Source organism: Pauljensenia sp. UMB1177, assembly GCF_030217965.1.
GTDB lineage: Bacteria > Actinomycetota > Actinomycetes > Actinomycetales > Actinomycetaceae > Pauljensenia > Pauljensenia turicensis_A.
This window is the reverse complement of the sequence record NZ_JASOOV010000001.1, coordinates 21,183-47,667: the sequence shown is the minus strand read 5'-3', so window position 1 is coordinate 47,667 and position 26,485 is coordinate 21,183. Positions and strand designations below refer to the sequence as shown.

Annotated in this window: 19 protein-coding genes and 1 CRISPR repeat array; of the genes, 9 read left to right on the top strand and 10 right to left on the bottom strand. The window is 55.8% G+C overall.

The window, feature by feature from the left end; translation table 11 throughout:
* Positions 1-122: 122 nt before the first annotated feature.
* The 3 genes from QP442_RS00190 to QP442_RS00180 all read right to left on the bottom strand — a co-directional run bounded on the left by QP442_RS00190 (position 123) and on the right by QP442_RS00180 (position 3,347).
* Positions 123-1,253 (bottom strand): Mrp/NBP35 family ATP-binding protein, encoded by a 1,131-nt coding sequence (locus tag QP442_RS00190; RefSeq protein ID WP_103632365.1) that lies wholly within the window; start codon positions 1,251-1,253, stop codon positions 123-125.
* 233 nt (positions 1,254-1,486) lie between these two features.
* Positions 1,487-2,065, bottom strand: a complete 579-nt coding sequence (locus QP442_RS00185; RefSeq protein WP_103632366.1) for a DUF1003 domain-containing protein — start codon at positions 2,063-2,065, stop codon at positions 1,487-1,489.
* Positions 2,058-3,347, bottom strand: a complete 1,290-nt coding sequence (locus QP442_RS00180; RefSeq protein ID WP_040318376.1) for a magnesium transporter MgtE N-terminal domain-containing protein — start codon at positions 3,345-3,347, stop codon at positions 2,058-2,060. Before QP442_RS00180 ends, QP442_RS00185 begins: the two co-directional genes overlap by 8 nt.
* 95 nt (positions 3,348-3,442) lie before the next feature.
* Here QP442_RS00180 and QP442_RS00175 point away from each other — a divergent pair, with 95 nt between their 5' ends.
* Positions 3,443-4,222: a general stress protein gene (locus QP442_RS00175; RefSeq protein WP_006680910.1), complete on the top strand. Its 780-nt coding sequence runs from the start codon at positions 3,443-3,445 to the stop codon at positions 4,220-4,222.
* A gap of 86 nt (positions 4,223-4,308) precedes the next feature.
* Here the strand turns inward: QP442_RS00175 and QP442_RS00170 are convergent, their stop codons facing one another.
* Both QP442_RS00170 and QP442_RS00165 read right to left on the bottom strand, forming a co-directional pair.
* Entirely contained in the window at positions 4,309-6,030 is a 1,722-nt protein-coding gene (locus tag QP442_RS00170; protein ID WP_285069495.1) for a hypothetical protein, read from the bottom strand.
* Between the two features lie 280 nt (positions 6,031-6,310).
* On the bottom strand, positions 6,311-7,858 hold the full coding sequence (locus QP442_RS00165; RefSeq protein ID WP_424133816.1) for an aminopeptidase P family protein: 1,548 nt from the start codon (positions 7,856-7,858) through the stop codon (positions 6,311-6,313).
* Between the two features lie 47 nt (positions 7,859-7,905).
* On the opposite strand from QP442_RS00165, the gene QP442_RS00160 reads away from it, so the two are divergent.
* The 6 genes from QP442_RS00160 to QP442_RS00135 all read left to right on the top strand — a co-directional run bounded on the left by QP442_RS00160 (position 7,906) and on the right by QP442_RS00135 (position 14,341).
* A complete protein-coding gene (locus QP442_RS00160) occupies positions 7,906-8,751 on the top strand; it encodes a PHP domain-containing protein (RefSeq protein WP_103632368.1) in 846 nt (281 codons plus the stop codon).
* Positions 8,748-9,383: a MarC family protein gene (locus tag QP442_RS00155; RefSeq protein WP_006680914.1), complete on the top strand. Its 636-nt coding sequence runs from the start codon at positions 8,748-8,750 to the stop codon at positions 9,381-9,383. Before QP442_RS00160 ends, QP442_RS00155 begins: the two co-directional genes overlap by 4 nt.
* 258 nt (positions 9,384-9,641) lie before the next feature.
* Positions 9,642-12,008, top strand: coding sequence for a glycogen/starch/alpha-glucan phosphorylase (locus QP442_RS00150; protein ID WP_103632369.1), 2,367 nt, complete (start codon positions 9,642-9,644; stop codon positions 12,006-12,008).
* A gap of 427 nt (positions 12,009-12,435) precedes the next feature.
* On the top strand, positions 12,436-12,825 hold the full coding sequence (locus tag QP442_RS00145) for a GntR family transcriptional regulator (protein ID WP_103632370.1): 390 nt from the start codon (positions 12,436-12,438) through the stop codon (positions 12,823-12,825).
* On the top strand, positions 12,822-13,529 hold the full coding sequence (locus tag QP442_RS00140; protein ID WP_285067951.1) for an ABC transporter ATP-binding protein: 708 nt from the start codon (positions 12,822-12,824) through the stop codon (positions 13,527-13,529). The genes QP442_RS00145 and QP442_RS00140 overlap by 4 nt, the downstream gene beginning before the upstream one ends.
* Entirely contained in the window at positions 13,529-14,341 is an 813-nt protein-coding gene (locus tag QP442_RS00135; protein WP_103632372.1) for a hypothetical protein, read from the top strand. Before QP442_RS00140 ends, QP442_RS00135 begins: the two co-directional genes overlap by 1 nt.
* 149 nt (positions 14,342-14,490) lie before the next feature.
* A CRISPR array of direct repeats spans positions 14,491-15,360; the repeat unit is 36 nt; unit sequence GCTGGGAATCAGTTACCAGAACTCTTGATATTCTTT.
* Between the two features lie 49 nt (positions 15,361-15,409).
* Here the strand turns inward: QP442_RS00135 and cas2 are convergent.
* From cas2 to QP442_RS00115, 4 genes are all read right to left on the bottom strand, one after another.
* On the bottom strand, positions 15,410-15,730 hold the full coding sequence (cas2, locus tag QP442_RS00130; protein ID WP_103632373.1) for a CRISPR-associated endonuclease Cas2: 321 nt from the start codon (positions 15,728-15,730) through the stop codon (positions 15,410-15,412).
* The gene (cas1, locus tag QP442_RS00125) at positions 15,723-16,646 is read right to left on the bottom strand and encodes a type II CRISPR-associated endonuclease Cas1 (RefSeq protein WP_103632374.1); all 924 of its coding nucleotides are present in this window, start codon (positions 16,644-16,646) and stop codon (positions 15,723-15,725) included. The genes cas2 and cas1 overlap by 8 nt, the downstream gene beginning before the upstream one ends.
* Before the next feature lie 2 nt (positions 16,647-16,648).
* Positions 16,649-19,951 carry a type II CRISPR RNA-guided endonuclease Cas9 gene (gene cas9, locus QP442_RS00120; RefSeq protein ID WP_103632375.1) on the bottom strand — a complete coding sequence of 1,101 codons (3,303 nt, stop codon included), beginning with the start codon at positions 19,949-19,951 and terminating at the stop codon, positions 16,649-16,651.
* Positions 19,952-20,211: 260 nt separating this feature from the next.
* Positions 20,212-22,056 (bottom strand): DEAD/DEAH box helicase, encoded by a 1,845-nt coding sequence (locus tag QP442_RS00115; RefSeq protein WP_181002123.1) that lies wholly within the window; start codon positions 22,054-22,056, stop codon positions 20,212-20,214.
* A gap of 251 nt (positions 22,057-22,307) precedes the next feature.
* Between QP442_RS00115 and QP442_RS00110 the strand changes: the two genes are divergently transcribed.
* Positions 22,308-22,937, top strand: coding sequence for a ferritin-like fold-containing protein (locus QP442_RS00110; RefSeq protein ID WP_006680923.1), 630 nt, complete (start codon positions 22,308-22,310; stop codon positions 22,935-22,937).
* A gap of 80 nt (positions 22,938-23,017) precedes the next feature.
* Here QP442_RS00110 and QP442_RS00105 read toward each other — a convergent pair whose 3' ends face one another.
* Positions 23,018-23,239: a DUF3107 domain-containing protein gene (locus tag QP442_RS00105; protein WP_006680924.1), complete on the bottom strand. Its 222-nt coding sequence runs from the start codon at positions 23,237-23,239 to the stop codon at positions 23,018-23,020.
* 94 nt (positions 23,240-23,333) lie between these two features.
* On the opposite strand from QP442_RS00105, the gene QP442_RS00100 reads away from it, so the two are divergent.
* Positions 23,334-26,483, top strand: coding sequence for a PD-(D/E)XK nuclease family protein (locus QP442_RS00100; RefSeq protein WP_103632377.1), 3,150 nt, complete (start codon positions 23,334-23,336; stop codon positions 26,481-26,483).
* Positions 26,484-26,485 lie beyond the last annotated feature (2 nt).

Genomic DNA, 26,485 nt, shown 5'->3' with positions numbered 1-26,485 from the left:
CAAAGCGTGAGGGCGCCTAGTGGGGACAAAGTTACTTATTAAAGGATCCGCCGGGCGTTGGATGCCCAAGGAATCGACGTTGAGTAACGATGTCGAAGTGATTGCCCACGCAGGGCAATCGTTCAGTTCTTGATGGGGGAGACCCCAAGCGGGCGACCCGCTAGGCCTCGTTCCGTTTTGCCCAGTGCTGTTGCCAGCGCGACGAGTTCACTCGCAGCCGGACCATCATCAAGGGAAACGGGGCGTCCGGCATCTCCGCCTTCGCGCAACGCGATGTCCAGTGGGACCTGCGCCAACAGCGGAACCTCGTAACCGAGCTGAGCCGTCAGGCGAGCGGAAACCGATGCGCCACCACCGGCACCGAAGAGCTCCAACTGAGAGCCGTCGGGCTGAGGCAGGTAGGACATGTTTTCGACAACACCGATGACCTTTTGCTGGGTCTGCGATGCGATGGAACCTGCGCGTTCTGCGACCTCGGCGGCAGCAACCTGCGGGGTCGTGACGACCAGGACCTCGGAATTCGGCAGTAGCTGCGCGATTGAGATGGCAACGTCGCCGGTGCCCGGAGGCATGTCAATGAGCAAGACATCGAGATCCCCCCAGAAGACGTCAGCCAAGAACTGTTGGAGTGCGCGGTGCAACATGGGACCGCGCCAGATGACGGGCTGACCGTCGGGCACGAACATGCCGATGGACATGACCTTGATACCGGAAGCGCCGACGGGCGGAATAATCATGCCGTCGATGACCTGCGGGTCGTGGTCGACGCCCAACATACGCGGAATCGAGAAGCCGTAGATATCGGCATCCATGACGCCGACCTTCAGGCCTGCCTGCGTCATCGCGGCAGCAAGGTTCGCGGTCACGGAGGACTTGCCGACGCCACCCTTACCGGAAGTAACAGCGATAACACGGGTCAGCGAATTTGGCTGAGCAAACGGGATTTCGCGCTCGGGGCGACCACCGTTCAGCTTCTCGCGCAGAGCCTTCTTCTGTTCGTCGGACATGACACCCATATCAACCTTGACGTTCTCAACGCCCTCAATGGCGCCAACAGCTTTGATGACGTCAGCGTTGATCGTGGTGCGTAGCGGGCAACCGGCGGTGGTCAGAAGAACCTCGACGGTGACGGTGGAGCCGTCAATGGTGACCTGCTCGGCGCTGGTCATGTTGAGATCGACGATGGGACGGTGAATTTCGGGATCGATGACCGTTTCGAGCGCGGCCATCACCTGATCGATTGAGACAGACATGCTCTTATCCTACGTTGGCGTGCGCGCGGGGTCGTTTCCTAAACCAGCCGGTGCACGAAAGTGAGTGTCAAAGCGTGGGTAACCGCCATTTTCCCGCCCCCCAAAGTCAGAAGCTCGTGGCGTGCGGATATGAGTAACGTGGGCGGTGGGTTATTCGAATTCCGCCCAACGTACAAGGCCACTTTCGCCCAATGTACAGGGCCACGCTTACCCCAGCGGGCGGCCTCGTCCCCTCAAACCTGCGCGGAATCGAACGAGGTGGATTCTTCGGCGGACTCATCGTCGCCCGAAGCGGATTTCTGGGAGGCAAGCAGTTCGGCGTGCAATTCTTCGCGAATCTCCTCACGCAAGGATTCGACCAGATCACGCAACTCGGAACGCACGAAGTCACGGGTAGCAACTTCCTGGGCAGACAGGCGCAGGCTCGCAATTTCGCGGGTCAGATACTCGGTGTCAGCCAGATTGCGCTCGGCGCGCTGACGATCCTGCTGGGCCTGGACACGGTCGCGGTCATCCTGACGGTTCTGCGCAAGAAGAATCAGAGGAGCGGAATACGACGCCTGGGTTGAGAAAGCAAGGTTGAGCAGGATAAACGGATAGGGATCCCACGCATACTTCTGCGACACCTGGTACAGCACGATATTCGCCGTGATCCACGCGACCACGAAGATCGTCATGTACAAGATGAACTTCGGCGAGCCCATGAAACGGGCGGTCGCTTCGGCGAACTTGCCGAAACTATCACCCGATGACTTGCGACGCTTGAAGAAACGGAATCCAGCTTCGCGGGGAGTATCTAGACGTTCAGCCATCAATGCTCCTTGCCATCATGCGGTCAGTGACCTCGTCATCGTAATCACGCCAGTCTTCTGGCAACAGTTCGTCCAACACGTCGTCAACGGAGACCGCGCCCAGAAGGTGCGCGTCTTCATCCACGACGGGAAGGATTGTCAGATTGTACGTTGCCAACAGTCGCGTGACAGTTGCGACGTGAGCCTGCGGGGAAACAGCCTCAATATCAGAGTCGAGGATCGTGCCCAGCAGAGTCTGCGGAGGCTCGCGCAGGGCACGCTGAATGTGGACCATACCCAGGTACGGGCCGGTCGGAGTCTCTTCCGGCGGGCGAGTAATGAACGCGACGGTCGCAAGGGACGTGGGAATATCTTCACGGCGCACAGAAGCAAGCATCTGCGCCACAGTTGCATCCGGGCCCAACACAATCGGCTCGGTCGTCATCAGCGAACCGGCCGTCGACTCGGCGTAGGTGAGCAGTCGGCGAACGTCCTTAGCTTCCTCTGGCTCCATCAGGTTCAGCAGGTGCTGAGCTTGGGCTTCGGGAAGCTCGGAAACGAGGTCTGCGGCGTCGTCAGGCTGCATGACATCCAGAACGTCTGCTGCTCGGGCTGCTTCAAGGCCGGACAGAATGGCAACTCGGTCGTCGTCGCCGAGCTCTTCGAGGACGTCGGCTAGACGCGCGTCAGGCAGTTCCTTCGCAACAGCCATCTGGCGTTCGGCAGGCAGATCATGCAGGAAGTCCGCTAGGTCGGCAGCGCGCATATCCTCGGTCTGCTGAATAAGAGTCGCCGCAGACTGTTCCACGTCGCGACTACGCAGGCCGGTCACCTCAGAAACCGAGACGTTCAGCGTCTCGCCGGAACGAATGAACCCCAGTGCCGTCGTGCGCTGGCGCTGCACGTGAAGCTTCGAAATCACCCAATCCTTCGGGCGACGTCGCTCCATCGCAACGTCAAGGATCTTCACATCGCCCGAACCATCGTTCAAGGCAACAACTCGGTCGAACAGCTGACCAAGCACCAGTGTCTCCATGGGACGCAGTGTGAATGAACGCATATTGAGCAGGCCCGTCGTAATAATCGACCCGGACTCAATGGACGTCACGCGTGTCATTGGCAGGAAAACACGCTTACGCGGACCGACCTCGACGACGAATCCGATGACGTTCGCGGCTGATCCATAGCGGAAAATCACGACGACATCGTGGATCTTTCCAACCTGATCCCCGATGGGGTCAAAGACGGAAGTACCTGCGAGCTTGCCAATGTATACGCGTCGCCCGGCTGTTCTGAGTTCCATAGGTGCGCTGTTCACAGGGACAGCCTATGCCCTCGGGTGGAATGATAGTGGCTAGCACGTAGTGAAAACTGTTCAGTTTGTGAGGAATAAAACCCATGGCGCAACGCTCGAATGACCTGAACTTTGGCATGCCGGTAATGCCGACAGGGACCGAGGTGGCCTCATACCAGACCTACGCGGAAGCTCAGGGAGCGGTCGACTACCTGTCCGACCAGGAATTCGACGTCAAGTCGATTACGATCGTCGGCACCGACTTGCACCTTGTTGAGCGCGTGACCGGTCGGATGACGATGGGACGCGCGGCCCTGTCAGGCGCCTCTAGTGGCGCCTTGTGGGGTGCCTTCATGGGCTTGATGCTGTCCTTCGCGGCACCGAACGGATCGGCGTTCGTGTGGGTTGGCATTGGCATTCTGGGTGGCGCGCTCGCGGGCATCATCATGTCGGGTCTGCTGTATGCGATGACGAGTGGGCGTAGGGATTTCACGTCACAGTCACAGACTGTGGCGTCGCGATACGCGCTACTTGCGTCAGCGGATATCGATCGCGCGTTCCAGATGTTGCAGAAGACGCCGGGTAATCAGATGCGTCCGAAGCTGCGTCGAGTCCGCCCAGAATCCACCGGCCCGACCGAATACGGGTCGCGCCCGGACGAAAAGCCTCGTTTCGGTGTCCGCTTGAGTCATGCCTCTGCGTCTTCCGCATCTTCCGCTTCGGGGAACGAGGCCGATCCTGCTTCCTCAGACTCTCTTTCTTCCGAAGGATCGGAGCCTACTCGCGGTGGAGCCCACCCTGGCCAGCCCGCAGATGAAAAGGCTGATTCCAACGACGCAGACGATTCCAAGCCAGTGTATGGACGCCATCGGGCAGACGACTGAACAGCAAGGTGGGGAGCAGGCAATGCCTGCTCCCCACCAGTGCGTCTGATCCGGTTAGTTGCACTATCGATCAGTCAAGTAATGACTCAGTTGCGCTGTTTACGCGAAGCGAATGAGTTCACTCCCATCAGTGATGCTCCTGCAAGGAAGGTTGCAAGGGTTGTCACCAAGGCGGTGTACGTGTCTGCGCCGGTACGTGCGAGCTTTCCGCTCTTGGATGCTTGAGCGGACGTAGCGTTTGCCTGCTGAGCGTTAGCTACTCCAGATGGTTCTGTCACGGTGGTGCCCGTGGCTGGCTTCTCGCCCTTTTCGTAGAAGACAACAAGGGTTGTGCCGGTTTGAAGGTTTGCTGCAGTTGCAGTGAACACGACGCGTTGCTTCCCAGAAGAATCGCGCAGGACCTTTGCGAGCTGCAGGGAACCGTCGTCAGAGCCGTAGAGGAAATTCGTTGGCAGGTAGCCGGGGAAGTCCTTCACCAGCGGATCGGACAGTGGAATATTCATGTACTGACCGTCAACCACGGGAAGTATTTCCGTGATCGGGTTCTGTGTTTCATCGGTGAAGTATTCCTTGAGAAGAGGCGAGACACCACCGTCAGTGGGGTGTGCGTACATGACCTTGACTTTAAAGGCGCGCTTCGGGTCGAGTTTGACCTCATTCAGTCCTTTGAGTGCGGATTGCAGGGCATCAGTCAACTGTTGCACCTTCTGCTCGTCCATGTACTGCGGAGCCGTGAAAATTTCAGCTGCGGTTGCTTCGATAGCTGCGTGAAGGGCCTCGATCCCGTCCTTGCTGAACGTGTATCCGTCCTTCGGAGTCTTCGCCACTGCCTGGTCGTAGAGAGCCTTCAAAGCATCAAGATTCACTTGGGTGAACGGTTCGGTTTGAAGACCATCGATCGCGGCTCGCAATGCCTTTTCGCTCTCGTCGAATGCGCGGTGCGTGACAAGCGGTGAACCGTCGGCAGGAACCTTAATGGTGGTCAGATCTTTCAAGCTGACAAGCTGTTCTGCCTTTGCCAGAGCAGAGTTCAGTGCGTCGAAGGAATCCTTGGTGTAGCGAGTGGCGTTGGCTCCGTTTTGGTCAATCTTTTTCTGTGCTTCAGTGATTAAGGATTTCAGCCCGTCGCGCTCGTAGGGGAGTGGGAGAAGTTCGGCGTACGTTTCGTTGAGCTTTGTACGCATTGCTTCGATCTCTTCGATCGACGGCGGGTTCTCCGCCTTCTTGGCGTTCTCTACGAAAGCGCGTGCTTCGTCGTTGATGCGCAGATATGCATCAGCCGTTGTAGGGTCGAGCTTGATGCCGTCGTTCAGTGCTGCCTGGTATTCGTTCCAGTGCTCTGCAATTGCTCCTTCAAGGTAGCTGGTGTCGACTTCAGCGGTTTTTGCGGGCAGCGGGATGTCGAAGCTCTTATCTTTCAAGACAAGCTTCACCTTGTCGCCTTTGACCTGGATTGACTGATCAAGCTGGAAGATCGTTTTGTCGTACTTACCGGGCTTAGTGTCTTCCGGAGACACGAGCAGAGGGATGGTCACGTACTCGTTGTACTTGACCTTGTTGCTGTCCGAACGCAGGTACGTCTTGTTGTCAACATCTTCAAGACCAAGATCTTGGACGGTCAGTGGCATCTGTAGCTCCCCGTACAGAATGACTTCCTTCGCCTTGTTCAACGGGTCAACAGAAAGCGTCGCAACGTAGACATCAACGTTGCCGTCGTCCAACTTGACTACGGTCTTTTTGCCGTGGGTCTTGATCCACTCGAAATTGTGCTGGCCAGTGTCAGCAATGGCGGAACTGATTCCTGCCACGCTGCAGAGGATGGAAACACACAACGTCGTAACAATCGTGCGAAGAGAAATGCGTCGTTTTTGCACTCCTCGAGACGAATGCGTCATTAGGTTCTCCTTTTATGTCATAGGTAAGGCGCACCTAAATTAGCATAAGGATTGTGTTGCACTAAAATATTTTCCCCGTTCGCGCTGGAAGAACGAGTTGATATGACGCTGATATGAAAAGGCTGGTGGGGAGCAGGCGCTGCCTGCTCCCCACCAGCGGGAGTTGAAAACGGTCAGTCGAAACTGATGATGCTCAGCTTTGCTGCGCCGCCGCGATCCATGCCTCGACGTCTTCAATAGTGCGCGGGATATTCTCGGAGATTCGCGTGACCGAACCGTCTTCGTTCACGATCACATCATCTTCGATGCGCACGCCGATGCCACGGAATTCTTCCGGAATCAGTTCGTCATCGGCACGGAAGTATAGGCCGGGTTCAATGGTGAAAGCCATGCCCGGTTCGAGCAGTGCCTCCTGGTACATCTCGCGACGCGCCTGAGCGCAGTCGTGAACGTCCAGACCCAGGTGATGGCTGGTGCCGTGAGGCATCCAACGACGATGTTGCTGACCTTCGGCGGACAGGGATTCTTCAACGGTGACCGGAAGTAGACCCCACTCGCGCAGGCGAGTGGCAATGACCTGCATTGCCGCGTCATGAACGTCCTTGAAGCGGGTGCCAGGTTCGTTTGCTCGCGCAAGCGCAGCCTCGCACGCATCCAAAACAGCCTGGTAGACACGTGCCTGGACCTCGGTGAACTTTCCGTTGACCGGCAGTGTGCGGGTGATGTCGGCGGTGTAAAGGGAATCGACCTCAACACCAGCGTCAACCAGAACCAGATCGCCCTCGTTCACCGGACCATCGTTGTCGATCCAGTGCAGGGTGTTCGCGTGATTGCCCGATGCTGCGATCGTGTCGTAGCCAAGGCCGTTGCCCTCTTCGCGAGCAACCGCGCCAAAAGCACCCTCGATGACGCGCTCGCCACGGTGGTGACCGACGGCGCGGGGGAGAGCCTTCAAGATATCGGTGAAGCCCTGATAGGTGACATCGACCGCGCGCTGAAGTTCAGCGATTTCGAAGGGGTCCTTGCGCAAGCGGATTTCCGACAGGCGCTCTTCAAGCTTCTCGTCTGCTTCGCGGGCGTCGTCTCCGGCCTTCAATCCAGCCTGAGTACGAACCTCGTTCACCATTGCTTCAACGTTCGCGTCCACACCGCGCACGATGCGCAAGTTGATCAGCCCAGCGTCCTTCGACAGAGCGTCGCGGAGCGTATCGATGTGCTCGCAGCGGAGTCCGGTCTCGGCGCTAACCTCTTCCAAAGAGGGGCGGGCGCCCACCCAGAACTCGCCGTAGGTTGCGTCGGAGTAGAACTCCTGGGAAGAACGTGAAGCGCGCGGGCGGAAGTACAGAACCGGCTCGTGTGGGCCGTCTTCGCGCGGTTCAAGAACGAGGACAGAATCAGGTTCGCGCTCGCCACCGAGGCCCGAAAGGTGTGCGAAAGCGGAGTATGCGCGGAAGCGGTAATCGCAGTCGTTACTGCGTACCTTGTATGTGCCCGCGGGGATTACCAAGCGCTCGCCCTTGAAAGGCTCGCCGGCTGCTTCGGCGCGCTCGGGCAGATAGTCGGCTGCTCCACTGCGCTTCATTTCCGTCTGGATACGAGGCCCCCAACCGGAGCCCATGAACGCGCGGAATGCGTCCGACGAGGGGCGACGGCTTCGTCCTTCCCCTCGCTGAGCCATCGATGCGGGCGCTTCTTCCGCCTTGTTTTCTTGCGCTGACTGAGTATTCGTCGTGTCGTTCATAGTCTCCATGATGGCACTTTCGGGCGAAGGTCGATACTCTCAGTTTTATGCTCCGAATTGATTCCCACACTCACACCGCGTATTCAGATGGCACCGATACGCCAACTGAACTGCTTTTCAAGGCTCGCGATGCTGGTCTTGACATGATCGGATTGACCGACCATGACACGTTTGCCGGGTGGGATGAAGGTGAGGCGAGCGTCAAAGAATCGCACGTCGCGTTAATCCGAGGCGTTGAAATGTCATGCGCGGCCTCGGGAATTACGGTGCACCTGCTGGCATATCTGCCGGACCCCACGAACACCGGACTGCTTGATTGCTTCGAGAAAGCCCGAAATTCTCGCAAAACTCGCGTCCAGCGGATGGTTGAAAACCTTGCGGAAGACTACCCGATTACGTGGGATACGGTCCTCGAATTTGCGCCCGATGGTGGGCCAATCGGTCGCCCTCACATCGCCGACGCTCTGGTCGCAGTCGGCGTTTTTGAAAACAGGTCGCAGGCTTTTGAAAAGATCCTGCATCCGTCCGGTCCTTACTTCGTTCACCACTGGGCACCGGATCCTGTCGAAGCGACAGAGCTTGTTTTGAAGGCTGGGGGAGTGCCTGTTCTGGCGCACCCGAAAGCGCGTGCGCGCCAGCGTTTGTTCTCCGACGAAGTCATCTACGACATGAAGGATGCCGGGCTCTTCGGAATCGAACGCGATCACCGCGACCATCAGGCTGAAGACCGCGAGGCCGTCCAACGGTTGGCCGACGATCTGGGGCTTGCGATCTTCGGCTCATCTGACTACCACGGTTTGGGAAAACCGAACCAATTGGGTGAGAATCTAACGGATCCTGAAGTAATTTCTCAGGTTGAAGACGCAGGAACAATGGAGGTAATTCGCCCGTGAACGCATCGTCGTTTTTTGATGTCACACTTTTTGCGACGACGTTTACGACCCTGATCGTCATCCTCGATCCCTTCGGCGCGATCCCCATCTTCCTCGGTTTAACCGGTCGCCTGAAGCCACAGGCGCAAAAGAAAGCCGCCAGCCAGGCAACGATTATTTCCTTCTGCATCATCTTGGCGTTCGCCGTTCTTGGCCAGCAGGTTCTTCGTCTCCTACAAATTTCGATGGAGGCACTGAAGCTTTCCGGCGGTGTCTTGCTGTTCCTTGTCGCAATGGAACTGCTGATGGGCAAAGACAGCGATGAGCCCGATACTGGCGACCCGAACGTCAACGTCGCCCTGGTTCCGCTGGGCACGCCACTTCTGGCAGGCCCCGGCGCGATTGTTGCCGTCATGGTGTCCGTCGCGCAGGCTCACGCTTCTCTTGCGGGATGGATCGCCGTCGTGTCGGCGGTCGTTGTCGCTCACCTGATTATGTGGTTCGCCATGTACTTCTCGCTGATCCTGTCGCGTTTGCTTGGCACCGGTGGCATCATGCTCCTGACGAAGATCATGGGCCTTCTCTTGGCCGCTATCGCGACTCAGCTGGTCATGGGTGGCATCTTCGATTTCATTGCTGAAGCGGCAGTTTAAAGGTCTTTTTCCTCGAATAAGGGGTGTGTTCCTTTGGGATCTGTTCGGGTGAAACTCGGTTGATTCCCGCCGGTAACGGAAACGTTTCCGTAAAACGCGCTACACTAGTCCACGTGGGGCGAAAACTCCCACTGTGGCTCACCTTTCAAACGACCACTTTTGGCGAAATTGCCCAGAAATAGTCGGTAATCTCGTAGCCAGGGTGTCTTTGCCAAAGCAGCAAACGAGCCACGACAACATTGAACACTGGGAGTACCTATGACTCAGAACCTCAGCCAGACGCTGGCAACGCAGGTCCGCGCGGTCTCTGGCCGTCCGATCGCAAAAGCCACGAAGATGGAGCTCTGGCAGGGCCTGTCAGCCGCAGTCGTTGATCAGATTGCCGACTCGTGGGATACAACGACCGAAACCTACGCCAAGGGTCGTCAAGAGCATTACTTCTCCGCAGAGTTCCTCATGGGGCGCGCTCTGCTGAACAACCTGTCCAACCTGGGCCTTGTTGACGAAGCGCGCGCCGCACTTGCCGAACACGGCGACGATCTCTCTGTTGTTCTCGAAGAAGAACCGGACGCAGCCCTCGGTAACGGTGGCCTCGGTCGTCTGGCGGCCTGCTTCCTCGATTCCTGCGCCACGCTCGATCTGCCGGTCGCCGGCTATGGCATCCTCTACCGCTATGGCCTGTTCAAGCAGTTGTTCGACAACGGATTCCAGACCGAACATCCGGACCCCTGGATGGAAGAGGGCTACCCCTTCGTCATCCGTCGTGAAGAAGCCCAGCGCATCGTTTCCTACGCTGACCTGACCGTCCGCGCAGTACCCTACGACATGCCGATCACCGGCTACGGCACAAAGAATGTCAACACTCTGCGCCTCTGGCGTGCAGAGCCTGTCGAGGAATTCGACTACGACGCCTTCAACTCGCAGCGCTTCACCGACGCTATCGTCGACCGTGAACGCACCAACGACATCTCGCGCGTCCTCTATCCAAACGACACCACGTTTGAAGGCAAGGTCCTGCGCGTTCGCCAGCAGTACTTCTTCTGCTCCGCATCCCTGCAGGCCATCGTCGACAACTACGTCGAACATCACGGCAAGGATTTGACCGACTTCGCGAAGTACAACGCGATCCAGTTGAACGACACCCACCCGGTTCTGGCTATTCCGGAACTCATGCGCTTGCTCATGGACGAACACGAGCTCGGCTGGGAAGACGCCTGGTCAATCGTCGCCAAGACCTTCGCGTACACGAACCACACGGTTCTGGCCGAAGCCCTCGAAACCTGGGAAATGACGATCTTCGACCGTCTGTTCCCGCGCATCGCCGAAATCGTCCGCGAAATCGACCGTCGCTTCCGCATCGAGATGGCAGAACGTGGTCTGGAACAGTCGACCATTGACTACATGGCACCGGTTTCCGGCAACACGGTCCGCATGGCATGGATCGCCTGCTACGCCGCCTACTCGATCAACGGTGTTGCGGCCCTGCACACCGAGATCATCAAGCGCGAAACCCTCAAGGAATGGCACGACATCTGGCCCGAGCGCTTCAACAACAAGACGAACGGTGTCACTCCGCGTCGTTGGCTGAAGCAGTGCAACCCGCGCCTCGCATCTCTTCTCGATCGCGTCACCGGCTCTGACGAATGGGTCAGGGACCTCTCCGTCCTGTCTCGCTACGTTGACTCTGCTTCCGAGGATGTTCTGGACGAACTCACCTCGATCAAACACGCCAACAAGGTTGACTTCGCGGCGTGGGTCAAGGAACGCGAAGGCGTTGACATTGATCCCGACGCCATCTTCGATGTTCAGATCAAGCGCCTGCACGAGTACAAGCGCCAGCTGTTGAATGCTCTGTACATCCTTGACCTGTACTTCCGCATCAAGGATGATCCGACGCTGGACGTTCCGAAGCGCGTCTTTATCTTCGGCGCAAAAGCGGCCCCCGGCTACATCCGCGCAAAAGGTGTTATCAAACTGATCAACACGATCGCTGACCTGGTTAACAACGACGAAGACATCAAGGGTCGCATCAAGGTCGTCTTCATCCATAACTACAATGTGTCTCCTGCTGAGCACATTATCCCGGCAGCCGACATCTCCGAGCAGATCTCCACTGCGGGTAAGGAAGCGTCGGGCACGTCGAACATGAAGTTCATGATGAACGGCGCCCTGACCCTCGGCACTCTCGATGGCGCAAACGTTGAGATTCTTGACGCCGTCGGTGATGAGAACGCCTACATCTTCGGCGCCACCGAAGACGAACTTCCCGAGCTGCGTCAGAACTACGATCCGCGCTGGCACTACGAGAACGTCCCCGGCCTCAAGCGAGTCCTTGACGCTCTGACCGACGGTACCTTGGATGACTGCGGTTCCGGTTGGTTCCACGATCTGCGCTGGTCGCTTCTCGAAGCCGGCTACGAGCCCGCCGACGTCTACTACGTCCTCGGCGACTTCGCGGCTTATCGTGACGCGAAGGATCGCATGGCCGCCGACTACCGCGATGCACGCGCTTGGGCGCGCAAGGCGTGGGTCAACATCGCTCAGTCCGGTCGCTTCTCGTCTGACCGTACGATCACCGACTATGCGAACGAGGTCTGGAAGCTCGATGCAACGCCGATCGACTGATCTGGTGACGCGCTAGTTTCTGCTAGCTTCTCTCGCTGGCTTTGGCTGCGGGGGCAGGTCCGAGAGGGCTTGCCCCCGCAGTTTTCTGTGTGCGGTCAGGTGGGTGGCGGGATGCCTGCTGGGGTGTGTGCCTCTGCGTGGGGTGTTTGGGGGCAGGTTTGACCGTGTGAAGCGATATTTTCACGCTGTTTGCAGTGGTTCCCGGTTTCGTTGCCTCGTATGACGTTGTCGGTCGTGTACGTGGCTCCTGCTGTCGGGTTTGGTCGTGTGAGGCGCTGTTATCTCTGCTGAGAGCCTGATTTCGTTGCCTCGTATACCGAACGAGTAGAGCACCCACCCTCCGCGTCTGTATTAAGCGCTTGACACAGTGTCTCGCGGACTGTCATAGTATTACTGTATTAATACAGCGATACAGGAAGGAGGGGGTGTGAGTATCGATGATTCTCGACCAATTTGGGTCCAGCTAGTTGAAACGTTTCGGATCAATATCGTGTCCGGAACCTGGCCACCGTCCTCGAAGATTCCTAGTGTCCGCGAACTCGCACTACAAGCGGGAGTTAACCCGAACACGATCCAGCGTGCCCTCGGCGAATTAGATCGTCAGGGACTGACCGAAGCTGAACGTGCGCAGGGGCGTTTCGTCACCGCGGACCAACACGTGATCGATGTGACCAGGGCAGAGCTCGCCCTCGATGCAACTCGCGATCACATCACTACTGTCACGCAACTCGGGCTGAGTCTCGATCGGGCGCAGGAGTTGCTTGCTGAACAGTGGACCGACATCGAACGCACAGCACGCGAAGGTGATGCGCAATGACATCAACACATGCAGTTGTTCAGGTGGAAAACCTGACGAAAACCTATGCGGGTGGCGCGACTGCCCTGCAAGGTGTGAATTTTGAGCTCAAGCCGGGCACAATCACCGGCTTGGTCGGCGAAAACGGTTGTGGTAAAACGACGCTACTGAAGATCATGGCGGGCGTTCTTTCCGATTGGGACGGGACTGTCCTGATCGAAGGTGAGAAGCCAGGAGCCACCACGAAGGCACACGTCGCATTCCTTCCCGCTTCGGATTTCTTGGATCCGATGTGGGATGCGAATAAAGCGATTGACGTGTACTCGCGTTTCTATTCGGATTTCTCGGCTGAGAAGGCGCGTGAAGGAATCGACTACTTCGGATTGCAAGCGGATCAGCAGCTGAAGTCCATGTCGAAGGGCATGGGGGAGAAACTACAGATTGCTCTGCTGATGGCACGCAGTGCTGAGCTGTACCTGTTGGACGAGCCTCTGTCGGGTGTGGATCCAGCGGTGCGTGACACGATCATGCAGGGGATTCTGCGCGATTTTAACCCAGATTCGGCGATGGTGATTTCCACTCATTTGATTGCTGACGTGGAGCAGATTCTGGATGACGTCATCATGATGCGAGCGGGTACGGTGCTTGTTCACGCGAATGTGGACGATCTGCGAGCCGACTACGGCATGTCGCTGGAGGGTATTTTCAAGAAGGAGTACCGCTGATGTTTGGTACGTTGTTTGGGTATGAATTGCGTGAGAACGCAAAGCGGGTTGCACAAACGTTAGGCATCCTGCAGGTCATGTGCCTTGTTGCCTTCGTGGCAGTCGCTGTTGATTTCCCCGTGTTTTCAGGCTTTTCTAGTAGCTTTGCTCTGCTTGTGGCTCCGATGATGCCGGTTGCTGTTCTACTTGTTCTGGCTCAGGCGTATTGGAAGAGTATGCACGGTCAGATGGCGTACTTTACGCATTTGCTGCCGGTTCGTGGCCGTGATCTTTTCTGGTCGAAAGTGCTGGTTGCCTTGGCGTATGCGTTAGTGGCGATCGTGCTAACCCTGGTGAACTGGGGTGTGCTGGCTCTACTGAAGGCTCACAAGGCGGAGCTGAGCGTGCAGGAGTTCTGGCATCGCACCGCTGTTATTTGGGATCTTCCGAGCTGGATTGTCTGGTTCGCTGTGGTGGCTGTTGTAGTGCAGTTGGTGACGATTGTTCTTGAGGTCGCTGCTGGAATGAGCTTGAGTGCTCGCGAGCGTTGGCAGAAGCATGGCTTTGGAGCTGCGATAGTGGGTTTCGTGATCCTCTATCTGGCGAATCAGGTGGTGTCCTTTGTTGCGATGGCGTTCTTCCCGCTGATGATGGATGTCAACACGGGCGAGTTACGTTTTGGCTTTTGGGTCACGGACCTGGTGAACGCGCTGTTAGCTGATACGGATCCGCAGTTTGTCGGCATTGGTGCGCCCGTAGGGGCGGTGTTGCTGGCAATCGGTGTCGCATGGTGGGGTGTGCGTTCGATTGAGTGCCACACGTCGGTGCGTTAGTTTCGGTTTTCGACTGTCGGGCTTCGTCATAATCGACGAGGTCTCGCACAGACCTTGGGGGTAGGGCGCAAATGCGCCCTGCCCCCAAGACGTATTGCATTTAAGTGTGCTTCCAGCTCTAATGGTGTTTTCTTAACTGAAATTATTATTTGGGGAATCAGTTACCAGAACTCTTGATATTCTTTAACGTCGGCTACTCTCAGCCCCACAGGTGCTGGGAATCAGTTACCAGAACTCTTGATATTCTTTCAGGCTCCGAAGCCCTCATCGAACACGCGCTGGGAATCAGTTACCAGAACTCTTGATATTCTTTTTCGAAAACTGCTTCGCGCAAGCCGCAAAGCTGGGAATCAGTTACCAGAACTCTTGATATTCTTTTCCCCGACAACTGGCAGCCCAAGCCCGAGCTGGGAATCAGTTACCAGAACTCTTGATATTCTTTTGCGCAGCAATCTGCGTTGCACGCTCAAGCTGGGAATCAGTTACCAGAACTCTTGATATTCTTTAGGGTCGAAATCAGGGAAACGCGCACACGCTGGGAATCAGTTACCAGAACTCTTGATATTCTTTATCGTCTGATAGTAGGAACCGTAATTGCGCTGGGAATCAGTTACCAGAACTCTTGATATTCTTTTCAAAGGTGATGCCGGACGTATGGACTTGCTGGGAATCAGTTACCAGAACTCTTGATATTCTTTCAGAAAGCGGACTATATGGCGTGTCTGGGCTGGGAATCAGTTACCAGAACTCTTGATATTCTTTCTAGTGTCCCGTCTTTGGCTCGCACCTGGGCTGGGAATCAGTTACCAGAACTCTTGATATTCTTTTCCGCCTCACAGTTAATTGCCGCGATCGGCTGGGAATCAGTTACCAGAACTCTTGATATTCTTTGGCGACATCCGCGCCCGCGTCGCGCTCGGCTGGGAATCAGTTACCAGAACTCTTGATATTCTTTGCCGGGCACCAGCGTATGCGCAGGGCGAGCTGGGAATCAGTTACCAGAACTCTTGATATTCTTTAGAGCCTGTGGTTTTCCGCAGAATAGCGCGGGAAAGTGCCTTTGAGGCGTCAGAAAATCATCAATTGTTCTGGCGCCTCATCTGCTACTTGCTCACGTGCGTTCTCAAAACAGTAAGCAGACGACCACTGGCGATCAGTCACGGCAAGCACCCGAACCTTCCCTCCCGTTGGCAAGGATCCCTTAATCGCTTTGATCGTCGTCATATCGATTCCGCCAGTCGGCCAATACTTTACGTACACACTGAACTGAACCATCAAAAAACCGCGATCAAGCAAGAATTTTCGAAAACGTGTTGCCTCACGACGCTGCGGAGCCGTTAAAACAGGCAAATCAAACATCGCAACACACCACATCGGAGAATCAGGCATTCTTGAGATCCGTATTCAACGCTGATGGCCCCTGCCACGAAGGAACCGGGAGTTTTTCAATATCTCCTTCGACATAACGCCCATACTGTTGGGCGAGATCTAATAAGACACGTGGAACACTTCCGGCATCATTGAACGTCTGCATTGCAGCTGCAACCAAGCGTTTCTTCACACTTCGATCCGAAGGAGTAGCATCTGCCGGAAGGAACATCGCAATCTCATCAATACATGGTCGAAATGGTTCAATCAGATCATCAACAAGGTTGAACATATTTGAACGCCCTCGATGGAAAACCCCATTCGCAGGTCCAAGACCAGCGGCAAGAACAGCTCGGATTCCATGGCCACGTAGGATCGCATATCCATAATCGAGGCAGGAATTGGGGCCAAATAATGCGCCGATTCCTGGTGTTCGTTTTCCGAGAGTGTCTGAAAACTTACTCCAATAGATGCGCGCTGCTTGCCCTTCAAGATTGCTAGGGTCACCCGAACGAACTTGGCCAGCGATGTGTTCTAATTCTTGCGCTCCAGGCCTATTGAGATTTCGCAGAACTGCTGCCTGCCCTTGAATCTTTGAGCGAACAATACGTCCCCAAGCATTTTTCCTGCGAGGCAGACTCAACTCGAGCTGTGCTTTGTGGCGTGCTCCAACACGAGTGTGCTCTGACCATGAAAAGGCTCCCGATTCTGGAACTCCGCGCCAGTCGCAGAACAATACAGCGATATCTTTGTCCGTTAATCGATGGATTACACCTGCAGAAAACGAGACCTTCATTCCGATCAGAACAACGGCAACATCAGCAACGGATACTCGTTGGCTCACGCCATCAGAATTAACGACAACAATGGCACCGTCGTCCGAGTGGATCTTCCCTTCAAAAGAGGTGAAGTCCAGTATCCGCCACTGGCTACTCATCCCTATTGCAACTTACTCGAAAGGGGAAGGGAACGGTGTGAAACTACTCGTGGTTTTCCGTGCGTATCACGTCGATACAGAAAAACATTCCCAATTTTCAGAAGTTTATCAATAGCAGGCCGCCAGCCTTTCGTTTCTACGATTTTAACGATGTCGTCTGGGGCGTCGTCAGCTAAGCCTTCGCTTGCGATGAGCAGTGGTTTCAAACCGAGTTTAGCTTTATCTGGGAACCCAGTAACCTCCCACCTCGTTGCCTGCGGGTAGGTTTCATTGAAGGTTCCGATCTGTCCTGTCGTGAATCCAGACGGATCAATCTTCAACTCGTCCCCGACAACTAGCCAGCCAATTTGCTCAGCTGTTCCATTAGCGAGGGCCTCCCTCAACTTCGGAACTGCCGTGCGCACGCTGATCGTGTTTGCTGGAAGTTCAACAGTCAATAGATCCTCCTTCTGGAAGCGCACCAGATCGCACTGATAGACACGCAACATCGCATACGTTGTATTCTTACCCGAGATACGGAAGATGCGAGCGTGATGGATCCCAGCTCCGATCTCGCAGTAGCCTCCACGAATAGCCAAATAAGCGGCTGCAGTCGGGAAAAAATCCACGGTTTCGTTCGGACCCAAACGCTTGTCGTGAAGACGAATAGTGCGCGAAGGATTCGCTGGCAAACCTTCCTTTGGATCGAAATCCGGATCTCGTGTCAGTGCTGTCCACAAAGCAGGAGTCGAGGCGCGGTCAATCAGCTCCACTGGCATCGCATCGCTGACAATGCGCTTATCGGATGCTTTAAAAGGCTTCACAGTGTCCTCGTGCACCGAACTAGAGCCAAGTCGAAGACGTTTGTTCTGGCAGATCGGGATGCGATCTTCTGCTAAGAAAACATTGAACAACTCAGAGGCACGAACCATTTCCTCGCACCAGTGTTCCCAACGCTTCCGTGCGGTATCACTTCCGCCGGTAAAGGACTTCCAGGTTTCCTGTTCACCTAGTACTCGCTGGGACTGGCGCATATTCATGCGTAGTGCAATAGTCTGAGCAATCCCGGGCTCCATCAAAGCAATCGTTAATGCATCCATCGCATGATGGCGCCGATCCAAACGCGTTTTACCCTTTCCGCCGATCAGATTAACTCGGCTCTCAAACCCAGATGCGCGACGTCCCTCTGCAGTTACAGCACCACGGAACACCCGAACCGTCACATCGTTTTCTGCTGAACGGTAGAAGCCCTCAATGCGATGACGTAGTTCGTTCGCCATCCACGCAACAGATTCCAGCGATCGACCATCGATCTCCGCATCAGCATGCTTCGTTTTCAGACGCAGACGAATCGCCTTCCTGAAGTCGTTCATTTCACGACCATTCATGCCGGGTTCAATCCTCATATCACTGACGCGCTTGTACGCTTCCTTCAGGCTGACTCCTGGTCGTTTAGTCTGTTCAGCCCAGACAGCGAAGGGAAGATTCGACTTCTGGTGATTGCACGCTCGGCAAACAGCAGCAAGGTTTTCACGAGTGTTTGTTGATGCAGCACCTTTTCGAGGAACAATGTGATCCATCTCAGCATCGGTATAGGTAATCGGCATGCCACAGTACAGGCATTGGCAATTCTGTCGTTGTAGAGCCAAATAACGCGTCAGCTCTGACCCACGAGGCTTTCCACCAATATCGAGACGCTCACGCATTTCAGCGAAGATTTTCTCGTTGCGATTACGGCGCGTTTGCAAAGAACGTTGATATTCGCGTGAAGCTTTTTCGCTACCGAGAGCGTCTCGGACATGCTCAATGTTGACCGATTCTGGAGTTCCCCACTGGTTTGTTGCAGCACTAATCCAACGCGCAACCTGCTTCAAAACACGATCAACGGCTGGGTTTCCAACAGGCTGTCCAATCGGCTCGGCTGGGGGAGTCCACGAATCATCCACCCCGAAGGCGATCTTACGAGCAGAGTGCAGATCGCACCCTTCGGACAGCATCGTATTGGTCAGTTTTTCCAACGAATCAACAGAGTAGGCTGCGCGACCACCAGGCAATTCAACTTTATCTAGAGCCTCTAGCTCTTCATCAGTGAAATCAGACAGGAACTCGCGCACGTCGTCATCAGCAAGCGACCCCTCGTCATCAGAGCCCACGTTGGACAGAGCGTTCACCATGGCACAGCGGTGATCGTAATCAGCATCTTTCCACCATGCGGAGAGCTTCTTCAGCTTTCCATTGAGAATCTTCTGCGATGTGACATCAAAAGGTGGTCGTGTACTGGGAGCAATCCCATCGAACCCCTCGGTGGCTGTTCCTTTCAGATGTGAACGCGGAATCTCAAGATTATCGGCGACCTCTTCCCATGTCGGAGCCTCAGTGAGACCTGCCTGATTCAGGAAATCAACAACAATCTCCGTCTCTTCTGGGGTTAGTGCACGAAGCTCTGTCCCTTCTTTGATACGTAGATTCTGGACGATGCTGACGATACGGAACTGCTGGAACGCAGGATGAGCTTTCTCTGCACGAAGCCCGTGTGCTCCCGGTAAAACATCTTTACCGACCCGCTTAGCGGCGCTTCCCTTCGGCGATTCGGCAGCAAAAACAAAGCCAATGATCTTCTTCAGGAGATCATTATCAAGCCCCTGAACGGTAGCAATACGCCGAAGCTCATTCGCGTTATCAGACTGCATGAGCTTGCCACCCAAGATTCCCTTTGGGCCACGCAACTTGCCTGTTTCAAACACATCAAGATAGACAGAGATGAGCTGCGCAGGAGTCTGATCGGCTGTTAAGGAAATACCTGTCTTTTCAGAAACCCGTTCAGCAAGAGCCTTCAACTGCTCGGAAGGATCCGCCTGAATGTGAAGAGACGAAATACGAGCATAGGGGCTACGCCACCCACGATGACGTGCCATATGGCGGAGCGCAATCGACAGTAGCTTGTCTTGTTCTGCTTTATCGTCAATGTGTTCCGTTGCAAGACGCGCACGAATTCGCCACGGAGAACGTGCGTCAGTAATAGTTGCGAGATCAACCAGTGGCCAGCCACATTCTTCAATGAAGGCGTCAAGCTCGTGTAGGCGCTTCTTGCGACGGCGGATGAGTCGACGCGTTCGTCTTGCTACCCCAGCTTCTGCCAAGCGAGTCGTCGCAGTCTTATTTCCACCAGGATCAATGCCTGAATCGTGCATATGCACCATTGAGTTCAAAAGCTGAATCGGCATACCCGATTCATCGACCTCAACCGCACAAAAACCAATGGAGTGTGTGCCTACGTCAATGCCAACACGGTAACGAAGCTGCTGAGAAGCGTCCTTGCAAAACATGTTTTTATAGTGACATAGACCATGTAGAAATGAAATTGCATTCGCGTCTTATTCAGGTATCAGCCCTCTCATCAGAGAAAACAGAGGGAACAAAAAGACCGGGCCACTCGAAAGAGCGACCCGGTGGAGCATTCAACGCCGCTAACGAGTCGGCGCTTACTGGGAATCAGTTAAGTGTCACTATACACGCGCGAGCTTCTCAATGGGAGCGTTTGGCACAACCCAATGCTCAAGAAAGATGAGAGGCACGAATGAGTGCCCTACTCGGCGCTGCCACCCTTGTCCTTACGACGGCGCACACGCTGACGCCGAGCCTTCGGCGCTGAGCCCTCAGTGCGCGGAACCTGCGTGTGGTTGCCACGACCACGCCCCTTCGTTCCACGGTCAGAACGACCCTGCTGGCCCGCATGGAACTCGCGATCCCCGTCCTTTGAACGACGATTACGTTCCGGTGAGTGCGAGCGACCCCTCGAACCGGATCCACCCTTGCTACCTCCGCGCCCCGAACCGGAGCGAGCACCCGAACGGCCAGAGCGGCCTCGTGAACCGTGAGCGCCACGCGATGAAGAACCACCCAAGTCCTCTAGGACCTCGGCATTCAAGCCCGCAAGCTTACGCTGTGCGCGTGGCAGGCGACCCGTGGTGTCCGGCGCAATATCAAGGTCGGTGAATAGGTGGTGAGAGGTGTGGTAGGTCTCCAGCGGTTCTGGAACCCCCAAGCCCAACGCCTTCGAAATCAATGACCAACGCGGTGTATCATCCCAGTCCACGAACGTGACCGCGACGCCCGAATGTCCCGCGCGACCGGTACGGCCAATACGGTGGATATAAATCTTCTCGTCTTCGGGGCACTGGTAGTTAATGACGTGGGTGACGTCGTCAACGTCGATGCCTCGTGCGGCAACGTCGGTAGCAACGAGCACGTCCACCTTGCCATTACGGAAAGCACGCAGAGCCTGCTCACGAGCACCCTGACCCAAGTCACCGTGCAACGAACCAACTGCGAAACCACGCTCCGTCAGATCCTCGCCAAGGCGGGCAGCAGTGCGCTTCGTGCGACAGAAAATGATCGAACGGCCACGGCCCTCAGACTGGAGGATTCGCGCGACAACCTCGACCTTATCCATTGCGTGAACACGGTAAATCACCTGCTTGACGGAGTTCACGGTCTGGTTCTGATCCTCGGGATCTTGAGCGCGAATGTGCGTCGGCTGTTCCATGAACTTACGAGCCAAAGCCACAACCGGGCCGGGCATGGTTGCCGAGAACAGCATCGTGTGGCGGTTCGCGGGAGTGCGTGCAAGCAACGTCTCAACGTCGGGCAGGAAGCCCAGGTCGAGCATCTCGTCGGCCTCATCCAAAACGACCGTCTCGGCACCGTTCAGATGCAGAACACCCTTTCGGAGCAGGTCAATCAGACGACCGGGCGTGCCCACAACAATGTCCGCGCCCTTTTTCAACGCCTCGATCTGAGGTTCGAACGCGACACCACCGTAAATTTCCACGATGCGTGTCGACAGGTAGGCGGCAGCCTCGCGCAGGTCAGTGGCAACCTGCTTCGTCAGCTCGCGTGTCGGCAGGATGATCAGAGCCTGAGGCATGTTCGGGTTCAGCAATTCGTCATAGCCCTCTTCATCAGGAGCAATAACGTCTTCCAGAACCGGAATACCGAAACCGAGCGTCTTGCCCGTACCCGTCTTCGCCTGACCAATAATGTCGTGGCGATCAAGAGCCGGCGGAAGCGTCAGCGCCTGAATTGGGAACGGGTGCGTGATTCCCTTATCTTCCAGCGCGTCAACGATCGGGTCGGTCACGCCAAAATCAGCGAAGGACTTGTGCTCAAGATCCTCGTCGCCCGTGTCCACAACGTCCGGCGTTGCTTCGGGTTCAACAGCGACCGGAACAATAGTGCCTAGGCGGACAACGCCTGCGGAGTATTCAACGGTTTTCGGCTTGCTTGCCTCCTGCACGTCAGCTACTTGAGTGAATGCGGTGGCCTCGTCATTTTTTTCAACGGGCACATTGGTGCCCTGGGTATTCGTGGAAGTCACGATCTGCCTTCTCTCCCGGAAACGCCGGGGTGGGGGTAGCAGCCGATCGCGCATTATCGAGGCGCCAAGCGCGCGCAAAAACGTGGTATTCAAAGCGACCGGTCAGCTATGGTCACTCCCATTGTACGTTGGCATCTCAGTTTTCAGCCCGAGGATATGGTCACACTACATTCACGAGGCCACCCCGACCGCCCGGGTGCGCACGTTCAGTATGCGCACGGGGTGGGGAAAGTGCGCAGGTTGCGTGGACATCCGTCTTCGCGATTGAGATATCGGGGGAGTGCGGACGAGGCTAGGCTGAGAACATGGCTACTGAAAACGGTGCGGTTGAAGCCGCAGATATTGAAGTAATCGGTCTGCTCGCGTTCACGGCACTCGCCGCAATGACGCGACTGTCAAAGGACGGCGATCAAGCGCCGACCATCGAAGCCCATATCGAGCATGCGCGTATGTCCGCACGGGCTTTTGAACTCTTCACCCAGCTTGAAGCCTGGTGTACGAACCGTGACATCGACCTGCCTGCAGCAGCTGGGCAGTACAACGGTCTCTACGACGATCTGGATGCTCGCACACGCCCGACAACATGGTTCGAACGCTCAGTGAAAACCTACGTGACCATGGGAATCATCTCTGACCTGCTCGGCGAAATCGCTAGCCGGCACGAACTCTTCATCGAAGAAGCCGGAAACTGGGATGTCACGCAGGGGGAGTGGGTTCGTGACAATATCGCTCCGCTGATCTCCGCAGACGAGCAACTCGGCGCCCGCCTGTCCTTGTGGGCGCGACGCGTCGCAGGTGAAGCATTCGCTCTAGTGCGCGCAACACTGTTTACGCACCCCGCCCTTGGCCAAGACCCCGACACTGTTGATGCGATCGTCGCATTCGTCACCAAGCGTCACGGTGAACGTATGGAGCAGATTCATCTGAAGGCCTAACAGCGTCAACTCTCAGCTTGACACACCTGAACGCTCTTCTGCGAGCTGCGGAAGAGCGTTCAGTGTATGAAGACCGGGCTTCAGATCATGAAGCCAACGCGCCGCTTGGGCTCGTCGGCAATCTGCACGAAAGTCAGCGCGTGTCCGGGCACAAGATAACGAGCGCCCTCGGCGTCCGTCAGATCCAGAAGAGAGTCGCCTGTGAGCGCTTGAGCGACCTTTGCAGTCAGCTCATCAGCGGTCAGATCCAACTCAAGATGCAGTTCACGAGTGCTTTCGCGAACGCCGACGATGATATTCATACCCACTCCTTCACTCACTGAGCGATCTGTTTTTCGAACCTGACTTTAATGCTATGCACATTGGTTTCTACATGCCTCCTGAGATGATTACCCTATGAGCGAAATAAACGTACAGATTGCTACGCGCCCGCATGGATGGGCGGATATTCCGCCGCTGAATCATGCTCAGAAACAGGCATGCGATTCAGCGGAAATGCATTCTCTTATCGTTCGTGGTGCGCCAGGTTCGGGGCGGTCGACATGTGCGTTAGAAGTCTTCCGCCGTGCAATTGAAAAAGGCGAAGATGCCGTCATCATTGTTCCTGACCGCGTTCGTGCGCAGATCATGACCCCTCGGGCTCAGTTTTTTGCTCCCCGTACTCTTCGACCTGTTCGTACCCTGTCAGCTTTCGCGTATCGGATTGTGAATCAGTGGCGCGTTGAACGTCAAGAACCCCTGGGTGGCATTGAGCTTGTCACCGGCGCAATGCAGGATCAGCTGATCCAAGATCTACTAGAATCAGCTGATATTGCATGGCCGGACTCAATCTCGCAGGAAATGCGCGGAATGTCTGCTTTCCGCGATGAACTCAGGGATCTGTTTTCGCGCGCGGGTGAAGCCGGAATGGACGGTATCGCGCTCAGTCGCGCCGGTCATGACTTTGATAAACCCCAGTGGGTCGCAGCCGGTGAACTGCTCCGACGCTACCTTGAACAACCTCAATTCGCTCTTGAGTATCAGGGCACACTGGCGGTTGACATTTCTCGTATCCAAGCCCTGGCAGCAGATGTTCTTGGACAGTGGCAGGACAAAGCTGCTTCTCTGGGTATCACGGGCAAACGGCCACTTCCTGACCTCGTCATCGTCGACGACCTGCAGGACTGTACGGCATCCACGATCACTCTGCTCGCCCAACTGCATCAGCTGGGTAGTCGTATTGTCGCTTTTGCTGACTCAGATGTTGCCGTCGCTACGTACCGTGGTGGTGAGCCCCATTTGGACGGTCGCCTTGAAAAGACGCTCCATCTGAATTCTCATGAGCTGGGTGACGTGTACACAACCGCGCCCGTTCTGCGTGAACGCTACAAGGTGATCGCCCAGGGCATTGCGCATTCGGACGACAGTCCTCGGCGTCAATGCGGGGTTGCTCCGCAGGCTCAGAAGCTCGACGGCAAGGTAATCACCCACGTTGGTGGCTCATACGCGCAGCTTGGTGCACACGTATCGCATGCCCTGCGTGCCCACTTCTTGCACGACAAGATTGCGTGGGAGGATCAGGTCGTCATCGTCAGATCAGAGGCCCTCGCTGAAGAAACTCGTCGCTATTTACGTCGCGGTGGAATCCCAGTTACCTCGCACTCTACTGCCTTCGATTTCCGGAGTATTGCAACAACTCGCATTCTTCTTGAGCTGATGAGTTCTCACCCGCAGGCGCGTGGCGATGAATGTGCAGAGGCTCTTATTTATTCGCCACTGATCCAATGCGATGGGATGAAACTCTATTCGCTTCTTCAACGGGTCAGCGCATGGATGGGTGCAAGCGTCCAGGATGCTCCGCTGGTTACGGCTTCCACGTTGATGAGCCAGCCGGATCTTTTGACGAACGAGGACATCGGTTTTGTTCCGCCGGAATTGCAACGCGCGGCGCAGATGTGGGGCATTTCAACGGATCAAGAACAGCGTCCACGTCAGCTTCTATGGACGCTGTGGGATGCGGCAAATGTTGGTGACGACTGGAAAGAGCGCGCTCTAGCCAATGATCAGGACTCATCGTGGTACGACGACCAGCTGGACGCTGTTCTCTCCCTGATGCGCGTGGCAGACGTCTGGGAGCAACGTAACCCTGATGGGAACGCCCGCGATTTTGCAAAAGAACTGCTTGATCACACTGTCCCCATCGATACGATCAGTCGCGTTGCAGTACGGCCTGACGGTGTCCGTGTGATTACTCCGGCACAAGCGATGGGTCGCCATTGGAGCGTAGTCGTCCTCATGGGGTTGCAAGACGGTGTGTGGCCAAATACGCGCCTGCGCACACGCGCGATGCGTGGTGACCTGCTGGCGGATGTTGCTTTAGGTAGGACAGGTGACGGCGCGAATGGGCGTGTTCTTCTCGATGAACCTCAGGTGGCGCGCAGAGCTGTCCTTGATGACGAACGTCGTCTGCTGGCAGCCGCAGTTTCTCGATGTTCAACATATCTGCATCTTGGTGTTGTCGTCGCTGAAGACTATGCGCCTTCACGCTTTTACGCGATTCTTGTGAATCCTGAAGGCCAAGAGGGCGGTGACATAGCAGTTCCGACTCCGGCACCTGCTCCTTTGAACCTCGAAGGTCAGATCGCTGAACTCCGTCGTGCTGCATCTGCGCCCGATGAAAGCGAAGACGAATCGACGGCAGCATCTCTTCTTGCTCTTTTGGCTCGAGAAGGCATTTCCTCGGCGGACCCCGATGAATGGACTGGTGAAGGTCCGCTGACTTCCCAGCAACGCATTGCCTCTCAACGCGTTGTTCTTTCTCCGTCGCGTATCGAAGCGATGATGGATTGTCCTCTTCGCTGGTTCTTCTCGTCTATCGGTGCGCAGCCTCGTGCCACGAATGCTCAATCAGTTGGGCAAATAATCCACGAGCTTGCTGAAGTCTTCCCTCGCGGGAGCACAGAAGAACTCCAATCCCACCTGCTCCAGGAGCTAGAAAGAATCGATATCGATATGCAGACCTGGGGCGGAATTGAGTTTAAAGATGCCGCCCTCGACAAGGTTGAGCATCTTGCTGAATACCTCGCGCAATGTCCGCACGACATTGAGATTGCTACCGAACGGGCGATCGAAGTCGACATGGATGGCGTCACGATCCGTGGACGCCTGGATCGCCTTGAGGTTGACCCCGATGGTCGCGTTCACATTGTTGACTTTAAAACAGGAAAAGTTGCGACCAAACAAGAAGCAAAAGATCACGCTCAGCTGGCGATCTATCAGATTGCTCTCGCTCAGATGATCGCAAACGGTGCAGACCTAGGGCTTGACCGTCAGGCCAGTGAAGTCAACGGTGCCAAGCTGGTCTTTCTGGCAAAGAAACTGCAAGAGCGCACGCAAAGCGTTCTTGACGAAGACGAAAAATGCGCCTGGCATGCCGTTATTCAAAGCGCAGGAGAAATCGCGCGTGGCATTCGCTTGCAGGCGAAACCAGATAATACGAAGTGCTCACGGTGCGTGTTTGCGCGCTCATGTCCTGCACAAGACAGCGGTCGAAGGACGGTGGACTGAAC

Excerpts from the sequence above, each read along its gene's own strand:
- cas2 (WP_103632373.1), bottom strand. The coding sequence starts at position 15,730 with ATGCCTGATTCTCCGATGTGGTGTGTTGCGATGTTTGATTTGCCTGTT.
- QP442_RS00165 (WP_424133816.1), bottom strand. The coding sequence starts at position 7,858 with ATGAACGACACGACGAATACTCAGTCAGCGCAAGAAAACAAGGCGGAA.
- QP442_RS00115 (WP_181002123.1), bottom strand. The coding sequence starts at position 22,056 with ATGCGCGATCGGCTGCTACCCCCACCCCGGCGTTTCCGGGAGAGAAGG.
- QP442_RS00185 (WP_103632366.1), bottom strand. The coding sequence starts at position 2,065 with ATGGCTGAACGTCTAGATACTCCCCGCGAAGCTGGATTCCGTTTCTTC.
- cas9 (WP_103632375.1), bottom strand. The coding sequence starts at position 19,951 with ATGTTTTGCAAGGACGCTTCTCAGCAGCTTCGTTACCGTGTTGGCATT.
- QP442_RS00190 (WP_103632365.1), bottom strand. The coding sequence starts at position 1,253 with ATGTCTGTCTCAATCGATCAGGTGATGGCCGCGCTCGAAACGGTCATC.
- QP442_RS00105 (WP_006680924.1), bottom strand. The coding sequence starts at position 23,239 with ATGAATATCATCGTCGGCGTTCGCGAAAGCACTCGTGAACTGCATCTT.
- cas1 (WP_103632374.1), bottom strand. The coding sequence starts at position 16,646 with ATGAGTAGCCAGTGGCGGATACTGGACTTCACCTCTTTTGAAGGGAAG.
- QP442_RS00180 (WP_040318376.1), bottom strand. The coding sequence starts at position 3,347 with ATGGAACTCAGAACAGCCGGGCGACGCGTATACATTGGCAAGCTCGCA.
- QP442_RS00150 (WP_103632369.1), top strand. The coding sequence starts at position 9,642 with ATGACTCAGAACCTCAGCCAGACGCTGGCAACGCAGGTCCGCGCGGTC.
- QP442_RS00140 (WP_285067951.1), top strand. The coding sequence starts at position 12,822 with ATGACATCAACACATGCAGTTGTTCAGGTGGAAAACCTGACGAAAACC.
- QP442_RS00175 (WP_006680910.1), top strand. The coding sequence starts at position 3,443 with ATGGCGCAACGCTCGAATGACCTGAACTTTGGCATGCCGGTAATGCCG.
- QP442_RS00135 (WP_103632372.1), top strand. The coding sequence starts at position 13,529 with ATGTTTGGTACGTTGTTTGGGTATGAATTGCGTGAGAACGCAAAGCGG.
- QP442_RS00100 (WP_103632377.1), top strand. The coding sequence starts at position 23,334 with ATGAGCGAAATAAACGTACAGATTGCTACGCGCCCGCATGGATGGGCG.
- QP442_RS00110 (WP_006680923.1), top strand. The coding sequence starts at position 22,308 with ATGGCTACTGAAAACGGTGCGGTTGAAGCCGCAGATATTGAAGTAATC.
- QP442_RS00160 (WP_103632368.1), top strand. The coding sequence starts at position 7,906 with ATGCTCCGAATTGATTCCCACACTCACACCGCGTATTCAGATGGCACC.